Source organism: Amycolatopsis sp., assembly GCF_035276945.1.
In the GTDB taxonomy this organism is placed as follows: domain Bacteria; phylum Actinomycetota; class Actinomycetes; order Mycobacteriales; family Pseudonocardiaceae; genus Amycolatopsis_E.
Map to the genome: position 1 here is coordinate 13133 of NZ_DATELF010000130.1, position 14987 is coordinate 28119.

Below are 14987 nucleotides of genomic sequence, written 5' to 3' on the forward strand. Positions count from 1 at the left end.
CACCTTCCGGGCGCGATCAGAGTGACCGGATGGGCAGTGACCGCAACTCGCACCGTCACTGTGAGGCTCGGACCAACAGGGGAGGTTTTCCGGCCCTCCAGTCCCGGGAATCCCGTGGGTGGAGGTGCAGGAGCGATGACAACTCAGGCAAGCAGGCAAAACCAGGTGGAACAGAGCCCGCGGTACGCGCGGCCGGCCGTGCCGGCGGTGGGCGTACCCGACGGTGTGCTGCTGCTGGCCGGGCTCTTTCTCGTCCTTTCTCCGTGGGTGATCGCCTCCACCGGCCACTTCGGCTTGGCGGCGAGCAACACCATCACCGGCCTGGCACTGGCGCTGCTGGCAGTGGGCTTCGCACGGTCGGCCGACCGCCTGCGCACCCTTGCCTGGGTGACGCCGGTGCTGGGCGCCTGGGTGATCGCGTCGCCGTGGGCGATCTGTCGCGGCTCCGGGCTGGTTCCGCTGACCGTTCCGGGCGCACTGCCGTTGACCACGGCGAACTGGCTGAGCAACGTGATCGCCGGGGTCGTCGTGCTCGCGGCCGGGATCGGGCTCACCTGGAACGCGAGCCGCACCAGGTAACCGCTGTCCAAGTGAACTGTCCGCAACGCGCGGCGCTTCTGGCGGGCGGGCCGGGTTTTACCCGGCCCGCCCGCCTACGTCCGGCGTGAGCCGTTCGCAGGAACTGAACATGAGAGGCTTTCGCAATTTAGCTACTCCGGGGTAGCGTGACTCGGCGCACAGCGTCGTGCGCGGTCGGACAGAGGAGCACGCTATGGCCGGAAGAGCTCGCCGCGTGACGGCCACACTCGTCGCCGCAGTGACCGCAGTGACCGCCGGGGTGTCCATCCCCGCGCAGGCCGATCAGGTCACCGACTACTGCCTCGGACAATGCAACGACATCCTGCCGCCGGGCGAGAACGGCAATGCCACGCTGGCCGACATCCTGGCCAACAAGCTTTTCGGCACCCGGCCCGCGCACACCGACGACCAGTTGGCCACCTACGGCACACTGGCGAACGACTACCAGTCCCTCACCAACGCCACCATCGACAGGTTCTTCACCAAGGCGGCCTTCGGCGTGCCCCCCGACCAGGTCGAAAGCACCAGCAAACCGCGTTCGGACGTGACCGTGGTCCGCGACAAGCTCGGCATCCCGCACGTCACCGGCACCACCCGCGCCGGCACCGAATTCGGTGCGGGCTATGTCGCGGCGCAGGACCGGCTGTGGCTCATGGACGTGTTCCGGCACGTCGGGCGGGGACAACTGAGTGGCTTCGCGGGCGGCGCCTCGGCCAACCGGGAACTCGAGCAGACCTTCTGGGCCGCCGCCCCGTACACCGAGCAGGACCTGCAGAACCAGGTGAACGTCATCGCCGGCAGCGGGCCCGCCGGAACGCAGGCACTCGCCGACATCAACGCCTACCTCGACGGCATCAACACCTACCTCAATCAGGCGTACCAGGGCCGGTACTTCCCCGGCGAATACGTGCTCACCGGGCATGTGGACGCGATCACCAACGCGGGTTCGATCGCGCCGTTCACCGCCACCGACCTGATCGCCATCGCGAGTGTGGTCGGCGCCCTGTTCGGCACCGGTGGCGGCGGTGAAGTCCAGTCGGCGCTGGTCAGGCAGGCCGCCCAGGCCCGGTACGGAATCACCACCGGAGACCAGGTGTGGCAGTCGTTTCGGGAGGAGAACGACCCCGAGGCGGTTCCGACGATCCATAATGGACAAAACTTCCCGTACGCGGCCGGCCCCGCCAACCCGCAGGGGGTGGCCATGCCGGATCCGGGATCGGTGACCAGGCAGCAGGAGATCTACGACCCGACCGGTTCCGCGGCCGACTCCTCGGCGACCTCGGCGGCCGGCGTGCTACCGGGCAACCTGTTGTCCGCCAGGCACGGCATGTCCAACGCGCTGGTGGTATCCGGCAGGTACACCGACGACGGCCACCCGATCGCCGTGTTCGGCCCGCAGACCGGGTACTTCGCGCCGCAGTTGCTGATGCTGGAGGAGTTGCGGGGACCGGGCATCAGCGCCCGTGGTGTCTCCTTCGCGGGCACGAACTTCTACGTGCAACTCGGCCGTGGCCCGGACTACTCGTGGAGCGCGACTTCGGCAGGCCAGGACATCACCGACACGTTCGCGGTGCCGCTGTGCCGGCCGGACGGGTCCACGCCGGCCAAGGACACCAACTACTACCTGTACAACGGGCAGTGCACGGCCATGGAAACGTTGGAGGTCAAGGACTCCTGGCGCCCGACCGTCGCCGACGGCACGGCGGCGGGCTCGTACCGGCTGGTCGTCTACCGGACGAAGTACGGCCTGGTGACCCACCGGGCGACGATCGGCGGCAAACCGGTCGCCTACACCAGCCAGCGCTCCACCTACCAGCACGAAGCCGCTTCGATCGTCGGCTTCCAGATGTTCAACAACCCCGACGACATGGCCACCGCGGGGAAGTTCATGGAGTCCGCGTCGAACATCAACTACACGTTCAACTGGTTCTACGTGAACTCGACCGAGACCGCCTACTTCAACTCGGGCTGGAACCCGGTTCGTTCGTCCAATGTGGATCCCAACCTGCCGGTGTGGAACCAGTACGAGTGGCAGAACTGGAATCCCGGCGCGTTCACCTCGGACTACACGCCGGTTTCCGCGCATCCGAACTCGGTCGACCAGGACTACTACGTGTCCTGGAACAACAAGCAGGCACTGGACTACAGCTCGGCCGGGTTCGGGGAAGCCGGCGTGCACCGGGTCAACCTGCTCGACTCCCGGCTGAAGGCACTGGTGACCAGCGGGCGGAAGATCAGCCGGGCGGACGTGGTCAAGGCCATGGAGGACGCCGCCGTTACCGACCTGCGCGGTGAAGACGTGCTGCCCACCCTGCTGAGGGTGATCAACAGCCAGCCCGTGACCGACTCCGCACAGGCGGCCCTGGTGAGCAAGCTCCGGACCTGGCTGGCACACGGGGCGAAACGGGTGGAAACCGCACAGGGCAGCAAGAAATACGTCGACGCGGACGCGATCCGGTTGATGGACGCGTGGTGGCCGCTACTCGCGCAGGCCGAGTTCCAGCCGGGCATGGGCGACGACCTGTTCACCGCGATGATCGGCGCACTCCAGATCAACGAGTCGCCCTCCGGCGGTCAGACCGGCCCGAGCGCCGGAGCGGCCGGCGCCAACCAGTCCGTGAAGCACAAGGGCTCGTCGTTCCAGTACGGCTGGTGGTCCTATGTGGACAAGGACCTGCGCGCGGCGCTCGGGCAGAGCGTGTCCGGTGGACTGGCGCGGAAGTACTGCGGCGACGGCAGCCTCACCGAGTGCCGTTCGGCGCTGCTGACCAGCCTCGGCCAGGCCGCGGCCCAACCGGCGTCGACGGTCTACCCGGCCGACGACTCCTGCTCGGCCGGTGACCAGTGGTGCGCGGATTCGATCATTCACCGCCCCATGGGCGGCATCACCGACCCGTCGATCGCCTGGCAGAACCGCCCGACCTATCAGCAGGTGGTGCAGTTCGCCTCGCACCGCTGAGTCCTCCCACCGCCGGCGGGCCGGCTTCGGTGACTCGCGAGTCCGGCCTCCGCAACACCCGAGTCCGGCTTCCGCAACACCCGAGTCCGGCCTTCGCGGCGGCAGGAAGTGCTTTTACTCGCCCGGCGGACACGTTGAAACACTCCAGGCCGAAGGAAATTTCGATCGCTTCCGCCAACTCTCGTTCCTGCCAGGACAGGAGGAAACCGAGTTGCCGCCCAAGATCGGCGCTCAGGATGGTCTGGATGTTGTCGCAGCTGATCACCCCGTCGCGATCAAGGCCGTTGGCCGGACCGACCGCGACTCCCGTCGAGATACCACGGACCGTCGAGGGAGCAACCCTCACCCGAGTCAGATGCGGCCGGATCAGCTCGCGAGTGAGGGCGAGCGCGGGCCGCACCCTTGTCGAGACGCGCCGTTCGCCCAAGGCAAGGGCGGTCAGCGGTAGGCGAGGTCCGCCGGGGTGTACCGGCAGTTGGCGTCCGCGCCGCTTCCGATCTTTGCCGGCTCGCCGCCCGTCACGCCTTGGTACTTCTCGCAGATCGCGATCTTCCGGCCGCTGTCGCCGCTGATCGTGATCCCGGACAGCTCCGCGGTGTCCCCGTAGTTGGGATTGATTCCGACAAGTGTCTTGGCGGGAGCGGTCACCGTGACGTTCTGCACCACCACGTGGCGCTGGTACTGGGTGCCGCAGTTGCCGCATGACCGGTACAGCTTGGCGATCCCCGACACCTGGAAGTTCCTGATGATCACGGTACCCGGGCCGTTGTGCTGGAAGACCTTGTCCGACGCGGAGCGCGCCCCACCGCCGTCGATGGTCATCACCTGGGACGGTGAGGTGCCCTTGAGTGTGGCCGCGTCCTCGCCGACGTCCTCCCACCACACGTTCCGCAACAGGCAGGAACCCAGGCAGTGCACCCCATCCGCCGCCGGCGCGCCCAGAATCACGTTCTCCAACGCGGCGCCGTTGGCCAGCTCGAACACCGGACCCTGATCTTCGCTCTGCCCACCGTCGCCCAGCGCGCCCGTGCCGGAGTACCGCTTCATCCCGCCGTCCAGCGGGCCCGTGACGTGGATGGTCGCTCCGACCGTGACCGAGGCTTCGGCGGCAGGCCAACCTCCCAACCGTGGTGGGGCCGGCGTCAGCGTGGTGGAGGACGGAACCGACGAGGTCGCAGCAGGGGTTGTCGACTTTGTCGAAGGCGGCTGCGTTGTGGTCTCGGCGGCGACCGGCGCGCCGGGCGGTACCGCTTCACCACTCGAGGTGATGGTCACCAACATGGCGGCCAACACCACCGCGAGCCCGGCCGCGACAAACCCCAGGACAGCCAGACTGCGAGTGGAAACGCTGCGCATACCTTCCGTTTCCTCTCTGCGACAACGGACGTATAGCGCGGGAAGCGGAACATGGGAGGCGTCCAGAAGTCAAGCTAACCGAGGCGAACAGGGTTCACCAGGTCCGCCGCGATGGTCAGCAGAGTCACGGCCCCGCCCACGAACACGAGCGCCATGGTCACGCCGGCGAGCTTCGAGTAGTCGACCGGGCCGGCGGCCGCCTTGCCCAGCAGCTTGCGAATCCCGTCCCGCACCCGCTCGTACCAGATGACGGCGATGTGCCCGCCGTCCAGGGGCAGCAGCGGCAGCAGATTGAACACGCCGATGAAGAAGTTGAAGCTCGCCAGCAACAGGAGGAACAGCACCCACAGGCCCTGCTGGACGGCCTCCCCGCCGATCCGGCTCATCCCGACCACGCTGATAGGCGTGTTCGGATCGCGCTCGCCGCCGAAGATCGAGTGAATCACCGCGGGAACCCGCTGGGGAAACTCGAGCAGCCGTTGCCAGGTCTGGGTGAACATCTGGCCGGTGAACTTCGCCGCGCCGCCGAGTGCCGTGCCCGCGGTGTAGGTGAAGGTGCGCGGGAAAGTGACACCGATCGCCCCGTTCCGCACAGCCACCGTCAGCGACATCCGCTGCCCGTTCCGGAGCACGTCGACACTCGTGGGCCCGCTCGCCTGCCGGACCCTCGTGATCACGTCGGTGTAGGTCGCGGTCGCCTGCCCGCCGACCGCGACGATCTCGTCCCCGGCCCGGACTCCGGCCTGTTGCGCCGGAGCGTCGCTCGTCACCGCGGTGACCTCGGGCGTGCCGGCGAGATTGGGCAGGCCGGTGGTCAGGGCCATCGCGAACAGGACAGCGAACCCGAGAACGAAGTTCGTGGCCGGACCCGCCGCCAGCACGGTGGTCCGCTTCCACGCCTTGAACCGCCACATGGCGCGCGGCGCCTCGTCCGGCGTCACCTCGTCGAGCGTGGTCATTCCCGCGATCTCGCAGAACCCGCCGAAGGGGAGCCACTTGAGCCCGTACTCGGTCTCGCCACGGCGGACGGAGAACACCTTCGGCCCGAAACCGACGAAATACCGCCGGACCCGCATGCCGAAGGCCTTCGCGGTCAGCAGATGCCCCGCCTCGTGCAGTGCCACGGACCCACAGATCCCCAGCACGAACAACACGACCCCGAGCGCGTATGCCAGCACACACCCACCTTGTCACCCCCACCGTCAAGCGCGCGTGACGGTCGTTGTCCGGGGCGCGACTCCCAGGCAAGAGGGCGGATCGGGTACCGGCGGCCCTGGCGGCTCAGGGGGAACCGGTGGCGTCGGCGGTCGCGGCGGCTCGGGTGGCGTGGGCTCGGGACCCGGGCCAGGCGGGATCGGATCGGGAACCGTGCTGTCCAGGGACACCCCCAGACCCCCTCGTGGCACCGGGCAAACCATGGTGACCTCCCTGTTGGGTGTGCTCCGGTGGTCGCTTACCACCGATCGCGGGCGGCAAACCGCCTTAGACTTGGCGCTATGCGCCGACGTCGTCCGGTGACCGAGGTGCCCGACGTGGTGGGGTTGGGCGTCGAAGACGCGTGCGAGATCGTCCGTCGCTCCGGGCTCGTCCCCCGCGGACCGGACGGCGTCGACGAGCCCGGCCCCGGCACGGTGGTCGCACAGGCGCCGGTCGCGCCGGCGGGCGCCGAACAGGGCAGCAACGTGGTGTTGTGGACCCAGCTCGGCCCGGATTCCTCGGCCGACCTCGTGCCGCCGACACCGACGGAATCAGCGTTACAACCGGCCTGAGGCTCCGGGCGGCGCGCACGAGCCGTCACGGGGGTATTGACATCCCCTGAGGCCACCCTCATAGTACGACTAGCGCGCGCTAGTAGAGCGCGCTAACACAAGGAGGTGTTTGTGTCCGGCTTCGACCTCGTGACCATGGGCCGGATCGGTGTGGATATCTACCCGTTGCAGACGGGCCTCGGGCTGGAAGACGTCACCTCGTTCGGCAAGTACCTCGGCGGCAGCGCGACCAACGTCGCGGTGGCCGCCGCACGGTACGGCCTCGACGCCGCGATCATCACCAAGACCGGCGACGACCCGTTCGGCCGATTCATCCACAAGGCGCTCGCCGGCTACCGGGTGGACGACCGGTTCGTGGGCACGTCGCCGCACTTGCCGACCCCGGTCACGTTCTGCGAGATCTTCCCGCCGGACGACTTCCCGATCTACTTCTACCGCTACCCCAAGGCTCCCGACCTCGACATCGACCCCGGCGAACTGGATTTCGACGCGATCAGGGACGCGAAGGTTTTCTGGGTGACGGGGACCGGCCTGTGCCAGGAGCCGAGCCGGTCGGCCACGCTGGCGGCGGTCGAGGCCAGGGATCGCAGGGGGATCACTGTACTCGACCTGGACTACCGGCCGATGTTCTGGGACTCCCGCGAGCAGGCCCGGGAATGGGTCGGCAAGGCCCTCGACCACGTCACGGTCGCGGTCGGGAACCTGGACGAGTGCGAAACCGCGGTGGCCACGCGCGAACCCCGTGAAGCCGCGAAAGCGTTGCGGGACCGGGGAATCTCCCTTGCGGTGGTGAAGCGGGGGCCTGAGGGCGTGCTCGCCGTGGACGACAGCGGCGAGGTGGAGGTGCCGCCGGTTCCGGTCGAGGTGGTCAACGGGCTGGGCGCGGGTGACGCGTTCGGGGGCGCGCTCTGTCACGGCCTGCTCGCCCGCTGGGACACCGAACGGATCATGCGGTTCGCCAACGCGGCCGGCGCGCATGTCGCGGGCGAACTGGCCTGCTCCGACGCGATGCCGACCGAAGAGCAGGTGCTGACGATGCTCAATGGAGGCCGGCATGAGTGACACCGGCACAGCCCCGGCCGAGCGGGTGCTGGTGTCCCGCAAGGATCAGCGTGCGTCTGAGAAGGTCCGGCAGATCGTCGGGAAGCGGGTGCACCACCCCGAGGCGATCGCGGAGGCGGCGGCGCGGCGGGTGAAACCGGCTTCGCTGTTCGGCTCGCACGGCAAGGTCATGATCATCGCGGCGGATCATCCGGCTCGCGGCGCGAACGCGGTCGGCGGCGACCCGCTGGCCATGGCAGATCGCGGCGAACTGCTGGACCGCCTGTGCCTGGCCCTGGAACGCCCTGGCGTCACCGGGGTGCTCGCCACCGCGGACATCATCGAGGACCTGCTCCTCCTCGGCGCGCTCGAAGGCAAGAGCGTGTTCGGCTCGATGAACCGCACCGGCCTGGCCGGCTCCACCTTCGAGATCGACGACCGGTTCGGCTGCTACGACGCGGAAGCCATCGCGCGCATGGGCTTCGACGGCGGCAAGACGCTCACCCGGATCGCGCTGGAGGATCCGACCACACCCAGCGTCCTGGTGGGCACCGCGAAGGCCATCAACGAACTCGCCGACCGGAAGCTGATCGCGATGGTCGAGCCCTTCCTGTCCGGCTGGGCGAACGGGAAGATCAAGAACGACCTGACGTCCGAGGCCGTGATCTCCTCGATCACCATCGCCTCCGGGCTTGGCCGGACCTCGGCCTACACCTGGCTGAAGCTGCCTGTCGTGAACGACATGGAGCGGGTGCTCTCGTCATCGACCCTGCCCGTCGTGTTGCTGGGCGGCGAGGTCAAGCACGCCGATTCGGCCTTCGCCGCCTGGCAGAAGGCGCTTTCCCTGCCGACCGTGCAGGGGCTGGTAGTGGGCCGCTCCCTGCTCTATCCGCAAGACGGCGACGTTGCCAAAGCCGTCGACACCGCTGTGGGGTTGCTATGACGGACAAGCTTCACCGGCCCGCGGGCAGCACCGCCGAGGGGCCGTTCAGCCTGGTGATCACGCCCGAATCCGCCTGCTGGGGGTTCTCCGGTCTGCGCATCCTCGAACTGTCGGGGGAGAGCCGGCAGGTGAGCACCGGCGATTCGGAAACGCTCGTGCTTCCGTTGCAGGGCTCCTGCCGGGTGGCCCTCGACGGGGAAACCTTCCACCTGGCGGGCCGGACCGGCGTTTTCGACGGCGTCACCGACTTCGCGTACCTGCCTCGCGCCACCCAGGCGACGATCACCGGGACCGGCCGGTTCGCCCTCCCCGCGGCGAAAACCCAGCGGAAACTGCCCGCACGCTACGGTCCGGCGGAGCACGTGCCCGCCGAACTGCGCGGTACCGGCAACTGCAGCCGCCAGGTCAACAACTACTGCCTGCCGCACACGTTCGACGCCGACCAGTTGCTCGTCTGCGAGGTCCTGACGCCCGGCGGCAACTGGTCCTCCTATCCGCCGCACAAGCACGACGAAGCACGCGAAGGGGAGAGCGAACTCGAAGAGATCTACTACTTCGAGGTCGCCGACGGCCCGACCGGTCCCGGCATGGGCTACCAGCGCGTCTACGGCAGGGATGAGCGGCCGATCAGCGTGTTCGCCGAGGTTCGCACCGGTGATGTCGTGCTGATCCCGCACGGCTGGCACGGCCCGTCGATGGCGGCGCCGGGCTATGACCTCTACTACCTGAACGTGATGGCAGGCCCGGGCCAGGAGCGGGCCTGGCTGATCTGTGACGACCCGGCGCACGGCTGGGTCCGCCAGACCTGGGAATCCCAGGACGTCGACCCTCGGCTGCCCTTTGGAGCCCAGCGATGAGACTGACCACAGCGCAGGCCCTGGTCCGGTTCCTCGCCAACCAGTACTCCGAGCGCGATGGCGTCGAACAGCGCCTGATCGAAGGGGTCTGGGGCATCTTCGGGCACGGCAACGTGGCCGGGCTCGGCCAGGCACTGCTGCAGGCCGTGCGCACCAGTGACCGGCACGGCAGCGCACTTCCTTACTACCTCGCCCGCAACGAGCAGGGCCAGGTGCACGCTTCGGCCGCCTTCGCCAAGATGCGCAACCGCCTGCAGACCTTCGCCTGCACGGCGTCCACCGGCCCGGGTTCGACGAACATGATCACCGGTGCCGCGCTGGCCACCACCAACCGGCTGCCGGTGCTGCTGCTGCCCAGCGACATGTTCGCCACCCGGGTGGCCGACCCGGTGCTACAGCAACTCGAGGACACCCGGGCGGGGGACGTCTCGGTCAACGACGCCTTCCGCCCGGTCTCCAAGTACTTCGACCGGATCTCCCGGCCCGAGCAGCTCATCCCCGCCGCGCTGGCGGCGATGCGCGTGCTGACCGACCCGGTGGAGACCGGCGCGGTCACCCTGTGCCTGCCGCAGGACGTGCAGGCCGAGGCCTTCGACTGGCCGGAAGAGTTCTTCCGGCACCGGGTGTGGCGAGTGGGGCGCCCCGCACCAGAAGCGTCGGCGGTGGCACGGGCGGCGGAACTCCTGCGGAACGCGAAGAAGCCACTGATCGTGGCGGGCGGCGGGGTCGTCTACAGCGAAGCCGAGCAGGAGTTGCGCGCGTTCGCCGAGGCGACGGGAATCCCGGTGGCGGACACTCATGCGGGCAAGGGCGCGGTCCCGTGGGACCACCCGTGCGCGGTCGGCGGTATCGGCTCCACCGGGACCTCGGCGGCCAACGCGCTGGCCGCGGAAGCGGACGTGGTGCTGGGCATCGGCACCCGCTACTCCGATTTCACCACCGCCAGCCACACCGTCTTCGCCAACCCGGAGGTCACCTTCGTCAACCTGAACGTGGCCAGACTCGACGCGGCGAAGCACTCCGCGGAAATGCTGCTCTCCGACGCCAAGCTCGGCATCCAGGCACTCGCGGAAGCGCTGTCCGGCCGGCGGGTCGACGACGGCTACCGCGCCAGGGTCCGCACGCTGGCCGACGAATGGAACCGCAAGGCCGACGCGTGCTTCCATCTCGGCCACGGCCCGCTCCCGGCGCAGATGGAGATCTTGGGCGCACTCAACGAACTCACCGGCGACCACGACGTGGTGATCAACGCGGCAGGCTCGATGCCGGGCGACCTCCAGATGCTGTGGCGGGCCCGTGATCCGAAGGCCTACCACGTCGAATACGCCTACTCGTGCATGGGCTACGAGGTCGCCGCCGGAGTGGGCGCGAAGTTGGCGGACCCGGGCCGCGAGGTGTTCGTGCTGGTCGGCGACGGCTCGTACCTCATGATGGCGCAGGAGTTGGTCACCATGGTCTCCGAGGGACTGAAGGTGATCGTCGTCATCGTGCAGAACCACGGGTTCGCCTCGATCGGCTCGCTCTCGGAATCCCTTGGCTCGCAACGCTTCGGCACGCAGTACCGGTACCGCAGCGAGCACTCCGGGCTACTCGAAGGCGGTGTTCTCCCGGTGGATCTCGCCGCGAACGCGGAAAGCCTCGGTGCCACGGTGCTCTCCGCATCCACAGTGGACGAATTCAGGGCAGCGATCATCCAGGCGAAGGCCAGCACCACGGTTACCGTGGTGCACGTGGAGACCGACCCCATCGGTCCGAACCCGCCAGGCTCGGCCTGGTGGGACGTCCCGGTCAGCCAGGTGTCCGAACTGGACTCCACACGCAAGGCCTACGAGAACTACTCCACGAGCAAGCGGAATCAACGGCATTACCTCTAGCGCGTCACGGCCTGGCTACCCACAGGCGTGCCAAGAAGGAGCAGACAGTGAAGACCATCGAGCACTGGATCAACGGGGTGGCGGCCCCGGCGGGGTCGACCAGGACCGGGCCGGTGTACAACCCGGCGACCGGGGAGCAGCAGGCCGTTGTCTCACTGGCCGAACCATCCGATGTGGACATGGCGGTGGCCGCGGCGACCAGGGCCTTCCAGTCCTGGGGAAACTCGTCGCTGACCAAGCGGACCAGGGTGATGTTCGCCTTCCGGGAACTGCTGGTCCAACACGAGGACGAGCTGGCGCGGATCATCTCCAGCGAGCACGGCAAGGTGATCGACGACGCGCGCGGCGAGATCGTGCGTGGCCGTGAGGTCGTCGAATACGCGTGCGGAATCGCGGAGGTGCTCAAAGGCAGCTTCTCCGACCAGGTCTCCCAGGACGTGGACGTACACAGCTTCCGGCAGCCTCTGGGTGTGTGCGCGGGGATCACACCGTTCAACTTCCCGATCATGGTGCCGCTGTGGATGCACCCGATCGCGATCGCGTGCGGCAACACTTTCGTGCTCAAGCCCAGCGAGCGCGACCCGACGGCGTCCCGGCTGGTGGCCGAACTCTACGCGGAGGCCGGACTGCCGGACGGCGTGTTCAACGTGGTCAACGGGGACAAGGTCGCCGTCGACGCGATCCTCGACCACCCGGACATCGCCGCGGTGTCCTTCGTCGGCTCGACCCCGATCGCCAAGCACGTCCATGAGCGCGCCACCGCCTCCGGCAAGCGCGTACAGGCGCTGGGCGGCGCGAAGAACCACGCCGTCGTGCTGCCGGACGCCGACCTGGAGTTCGCCGCCAACCACCTCACCGCCGCCGCCTTCGGCTCGGCGGGACAGCGCTGCATGGCCGTCTCGGTCGGCGTCGCGGTCGGCAAGGCCGGGGACGACCTGGTCGAAGTCCTCGAACGCAAGGCGCACGAGGTCAAGGTCGGGCCCGGCGACGATGCCTCCAGCGACATGGGCCCGGTGATCACCAAGGTCGCGCGGGAACGCGTGATCAACGCCGTCACCTCCGGCGCCGAGCAGGGCGCGACCGTGGTGGTCGACGGGCGGGGCCTGACGGTCGAGGGCCACGAAGAGGGCTTCTTCGTCGGACCATCCCTTTTGGACCATGTGACTCCCGGGATGGACGCCTACCGCGAGGAGATCTTCGGCCCGGTGCTCGGCGTCGTTCGCTGCGACACCGTGGACGAGGCCATCGCGCTGATCAACGCCAACCCCTACGGTAACGGCACCGCCATCTTCACCTCCGGCGGCGAGGCCGCCCGCAAGTTCCAGCGCGAGGTCAAGGTCGGGATGATCGGCGTCAACGTGCCCATCCCGGTCCCGATGTCCTACTACTCCTTCGGCGGCTGGAAGGACTCCCTCATCGGCGACAGCCCCATCCACGGCCCCGAAGGCGTTCGTTTCCACACCCGCGCCAAGGTCGTCACCAGCCGGTGGCCGCAGCTGAAAAGCACCGTGGCAGATCTGCACTTCCCCACCCACAGGTAGGAGATCCATCCATGACAACGGCCTCTCGCACCGTCGTGGGCAACCTTTGCCTCGGCTCGGCCCCCGATTCCTGGGGAGTCTGGTTCCCCGAGGACGACCGTCAGGTTCCGTTCACCCGCTTCCTCGACGAACTCGTGACGGCCGGTTACCGGTGGCTCGAGTTGGGCCCGTACGGCTACCTGCCCACCGACCCGGAACAACTCGCCGAAGAGGTCGGCTCCCGTGGGCTCCAGGTCTCCGGCGGCACCACGTTCGGCGCGTTGCACCGCCCGCACGAATGGGACGGGATGGTGGCCCACACCCGTAGGGTGGCGGAGCTGACCGCGGCGGCCGGGGCGCACCACCTGGTGTTCATCCCACCGATGTACCGGGACGAGAGGACCGGTGAGTTCACCGAATCGCCCGAGCTGACCCCGGAGCAGTGGGCCTCCTTGGGAAAGCGGGCCGACGAACTGGGCAAGATCCTGCTCGAGGAGTACGACGTGCGGCTGTGCCTGCACCCACACGCGGACAGCCACATCCAGACCCAGGCGGAAATCGAGCGCTACCTCAACGAAAGCGACTCACGCTACGCGAACCTGTGCCTGGACACCGGTCACGTCGCCTACGGGCGCGGAGACGCCATCGACCTCGTCCGCCGGTACGCGGAGCGAATCGGCTATGTGCACATCAAGCAGATGGACCCGGAGATCATCGAGCAGGTCTACGCCGAGAACCTCGCCTTCGGCGAGGCGGTCAAGCGCGGGGTGTGCGTCGAACCGCCGGCGGGGGTGCCGAACCCGGCCACCGTCGTGGCCGCACTGTCCGAACTGGACGCCGAGATCTTCGTGATCGTCGAGCAGGATCTGTACCCGTGCGCGCCCGAGGTGCCGCTGCCCATCGCCGTCCGCACCCGCGAGTACCTCGGCAGCATCGGCCTCGCCGGCTCCAAGCGACCCGGAGCGCGGGCATGACCGTCCACATCGGAGTAATCGGCACCGGCATGATCGGCCAGGACCACATCCGCCGGATCACCGACGTGGTCACCGGCGCCGAGGTGGTCGCGGTGACCGACGTCGACGCCGAGCGGGCGAAGGAGGCCGCCGACCGCGTAGGCACGCGGGCGCTGCCCACGGGCCAAGACATAATCGCCGACCCGCTCGTCGACGCGGTCGTGGTCACGTCGTGGGGACCCACCCACGCCGAGTACGTGCTGGCCTCGATCGAAGCCGGTAAGTACGTGTTCTGCGAGAAACCGCTGGCCACCACGGCCGAGGACGGCCTGCGCATCCTCGAAGCCGAGCAGGCTTTCGGCAAGCGGCTGGTGCAGGTCGGCTTCATGCGCCGGTACGACGCCGGTTACCGCTCCATGAAACGGGTCATCGACTCCGGCGAGATCGGGGCACCGCTGCTCCTGCACTGCGTGCACCGCAACGCGACGGTGCCCGAGACCTATCACTCGGACATGGCGGTGCAGGACACCGCGGTGCACGAGATCGACATCGTCCGCTGGCTGCTCGACGACGAAATCGTTGCCACACAGGTGATCAGGCCGCGGAAGACCTCGAAGCGGTTCGAGCACCTGCAGGACCCGCAGCTCATGCTGTTCGAGACCGCGAGCGGGGTCCGGATCGATCTCGAGGTGTTCGTCAACTGCCAGTACGGCTACGACATCCAGTGCGAGACCGTCGGCGAGACCGGCACGGTCCGGCTGCCCGACCCGGCCGACGTCTGGGTGCGCCGCGCCGCGCGGCACGGCACAACCGTGTTGCAGGACTGGCGGCCGCGGTTCGCCGCCGCGTTCGACCTCGAGTTCGTCGAATGGGTCGCCTCGATCCGGAACGGACAGCTGACCGGGCCGAGTTCCTGGGACGGGTACGCGGTCTCGGTGATCAGCGACGCGACTGTGGAGTCCCTGCACTCCGGGCGCGTGGTGTCCGTGCAACTGAAGGACCGGCCCGCGTTCTACGGAGGGTGAGCTGAGGATCGCGCTCGGCCCACCATGCCGTGCAAGCCGCCGGTGGCGGAGATAGTCCGCACTGTGGCCAAGATCGGCTACGAGTACATCGAACGCTCACCGCGCGAGGAC

The 14987-nt window shown here is 68.3% G+C and carries 12 protein-coding genes; 10 read left to right on the plus strand and 2 right to left on the minus strand.

The features are described 5' to 3' along the window. Positions 1–135 precede the first annotated feature (135 nt). Both VJT49_RS23240 and VJT49_RS23245 read left to right on the plus strand, forming a co-directional pair. Positions 136–579: an SPW repeat domain-containing protein gene (locus VJT49_RS23240; RefSeq protein WP_324167015.1), complete on the plus strand. Its 444-nt coding sequence runs from the start codon at positions 136–138 to the stop codon at positions 577–579. 193 nt (positions 580–772) lie between these two features. Then, the gene (locus tag VJT49_RS23245) at positions 773–3538 is read left to right on the plus strand and encodes a penicillin acylase family protein (RefSeq protein WP_324167016.1); all 2766 of its coding nucleotides are present in this window, start codon (positions 773–775) and stop codon (positions 3536–3538) included. Between the two features lie 438 nt (positions 3539–3976). Here VJT49_RS23245 and VJT49_RS23250 read toward each other — a convergent pair whose 3' ends face one another. Together VJT49_RS23250 and VJT49_RS23255 are read right to left on the minus strand one after the other, a co-directional pair. Continuing rightward, positions 3977–4894, minus strand: a complete 918-nt coding sequence (locus VJT49_RS23250) for a pectate lyase (RefSeq protein WP_324167017.1) — start codon at positions 4892–4894, stop codon at positions 3977–3979. A 74-nt stretch (positions 4895–4968) separates the two neighbouring features. Then, complete coding sequence (locus VJT49_RS23255) at positions 4969–6072, minus strand: site-2 protease family protein (RefSeq protein ID WP_324167018.1); 1104 nt, start codon at positions 6070–6072, stop codon at positions 4969–4971. Positions 6073–6390: 318 nt separating this feature from the next. Between VJT49_RS23255 and VJT49_RS23260 the strand changes: the two genes are divergently transcribed. From VJT49_RS23260 to VJT49_RS23295, 8 genes are all read left to right on the plus strand, one after another. After that, entirely contained in the window at positions 6391–6663 is a 273-nt protein-coding gene (locus VJT49_RS23260; RefSeq protein WP_324167019.1) for a PASTA domain-containing protein, read from the plus strand. Between the two features lie 111 nt (positions 6664–6774). Continuing rightward, the gene (iolC, locus tag VJT49_RS23265) at positions 6775–7725 is read left to right on the plus strand and encodes a 5-dehydro-2-deoxygluconokinase (RefSeq protein ID WP_324167020.1); all 951 of its coding nucleotides are present in this window, start codon (positions 6775–6777) and stop codon (positions 7723–7725) included. Continuing rightward, positions 7718–8647 (plus strand): Cgl0159 family (beta/alpha)8-fold protein, encoded by a 930-nt coding sequence (locus VJT49_RS23270; protein WP_324167021.1) that lies wholly within the window; start codon positions 7718–7720, stop codon positions 8645–8647. The genes iolC and VJT49_RS23270 overlap by 8 nt, the downstream gene beginning before the upstream one ends. Next, on the plus strand, positions 8644–9504 hold the full coding sequence (gene iolB, locus VJT49_RS23275) for a 5-deoxy-glucuronate isomerase (RefSeq protein WP_324167022.1): 861 nt from the start codon (positions 8644–8646) through the stop codon (positions 9502–9504). The genes VJT49_RS23270 and iolB overlap by 4 nt, the downstream gene beginning before the upstream one ends. After that, complete coding sequence (iolD, locus tag VJT49_RS23280; RefSeq protein ID WP_324167023.1) at positions 9501–11378, plus strand: 3D-(3,5/4)-trihydroxycyclohexane-1,2-dione acylhydrolase (decyclizing); 1878 nt, start codon at positions 9501–9503, stop codon at positions 11376–11378. Before iolB ends, iolD begins: the two co-directional genes overlap by 4 nt. A 47-nt stretch (positions 11379–11425) precedes the next feature. Next, entirely contained in the window at positions 11426–12919 is a 1494-nt protein-coding gene (locus tag VJT49_RS23285) for a CoA-acylating methylmalonate-semialdehyde dehydrogenase (RefSeq protein ID WP_324167024.1), read from the plus strand. An 11-nt stretch (positions 12920–12930) separates the two neighbouring features. Continuing rightward, on the plus strand, positions 12931–13872 hold the full coding sequence (locus VJT49_RS23290; protein ID WP_324167026.1) for a TIM barrel protein: 942 nt from the start codon (positions 12931–12933) through the stop codon (positions 13870–13872). Next, positions 13869–14876: a Gfo/Idh/MocA family oxidoreductase gene (locus tag VJT49_RS23295; RefSeq protein WP_324167027.1), complete on the plus strand. Its 1008-nt coding sequence runs from the start codon at positions 13869–13871 to the stop codon at positions 14874–14876. Before VJT49_RS23290 ends, VJT49_RS23295 begins: the two co-directional genes overlap by 4 nt. Positions 14877–14987: the final 111 nt, after the last annotated feature.

Excerpts from the sequence above, each read along its gene's own strand:
- VJT49_RS23240 (WP_324167015.1), top strand. The coding sequence starts at position 136 with ATGACAACTCAGGCAAGCAGGCAAAACCAGGTGGAACAGAGCCCGCGG.
- VJT49_RS23245 (WP_324167016.1), top strand. The coding sequence starts at position 773 with ATGGCCGGAAGAGCTCGCCGCGTGACGGCCACACTCGTCGCCGCAGTG.
- VJT49_RS23250 (WP_324167017.1), bottom strand. The coding sequence starts at position 4,894 with ATGCGCAGCGTTTCCACTCGCAGTCTGGCTGTCCTGGGGTTTGTCGCG.
- VJT49_RS23260 (WP_324167019.1), top strand. The coding sequence starts at position 6,391 with ATGCGCCGACGTCGTCCGGTGACCGAGGTGCCCGACGTGGTGGGGTTG.
- VJT49_RS23270 (WP_324167021.1), top strand. The coding sequence starts at position 7,718 with ATGAGTGACACCGGCACAGCCCCGGCCGAGCGGGTGCTGGTGTCCCGC.
- iolB (WP_324167022.1), top strand. The coding sequence starts at position 8,644 with ATGACGGACAAGCTTCACCGGCCCGCGGGCAGCACCGCCGAGGGGCCG.
- iolD (WP_324167023.1), top strand. The coding sequence starts at position 9,501 with ATGAGACTGACCACAGCGCAGGCCCTGGTCCGGTTCCTCGCCAACCAG.
- VJT49_RS23290 (WP_324167026.1), top strand. The coding sequence starts at position 12,931 with ATGACAACGGCCTCTCGCACCGTCGTGGGCAACCTTTGCCTCGGCTCG.
- VJT49_RS23295 (WP_324167027.1), top strand. The coding sequence starts at position 13,869 with ATGACCGTCCACATCGGAGTAATCGGCACCGGCATGATCGGCCAGGAC.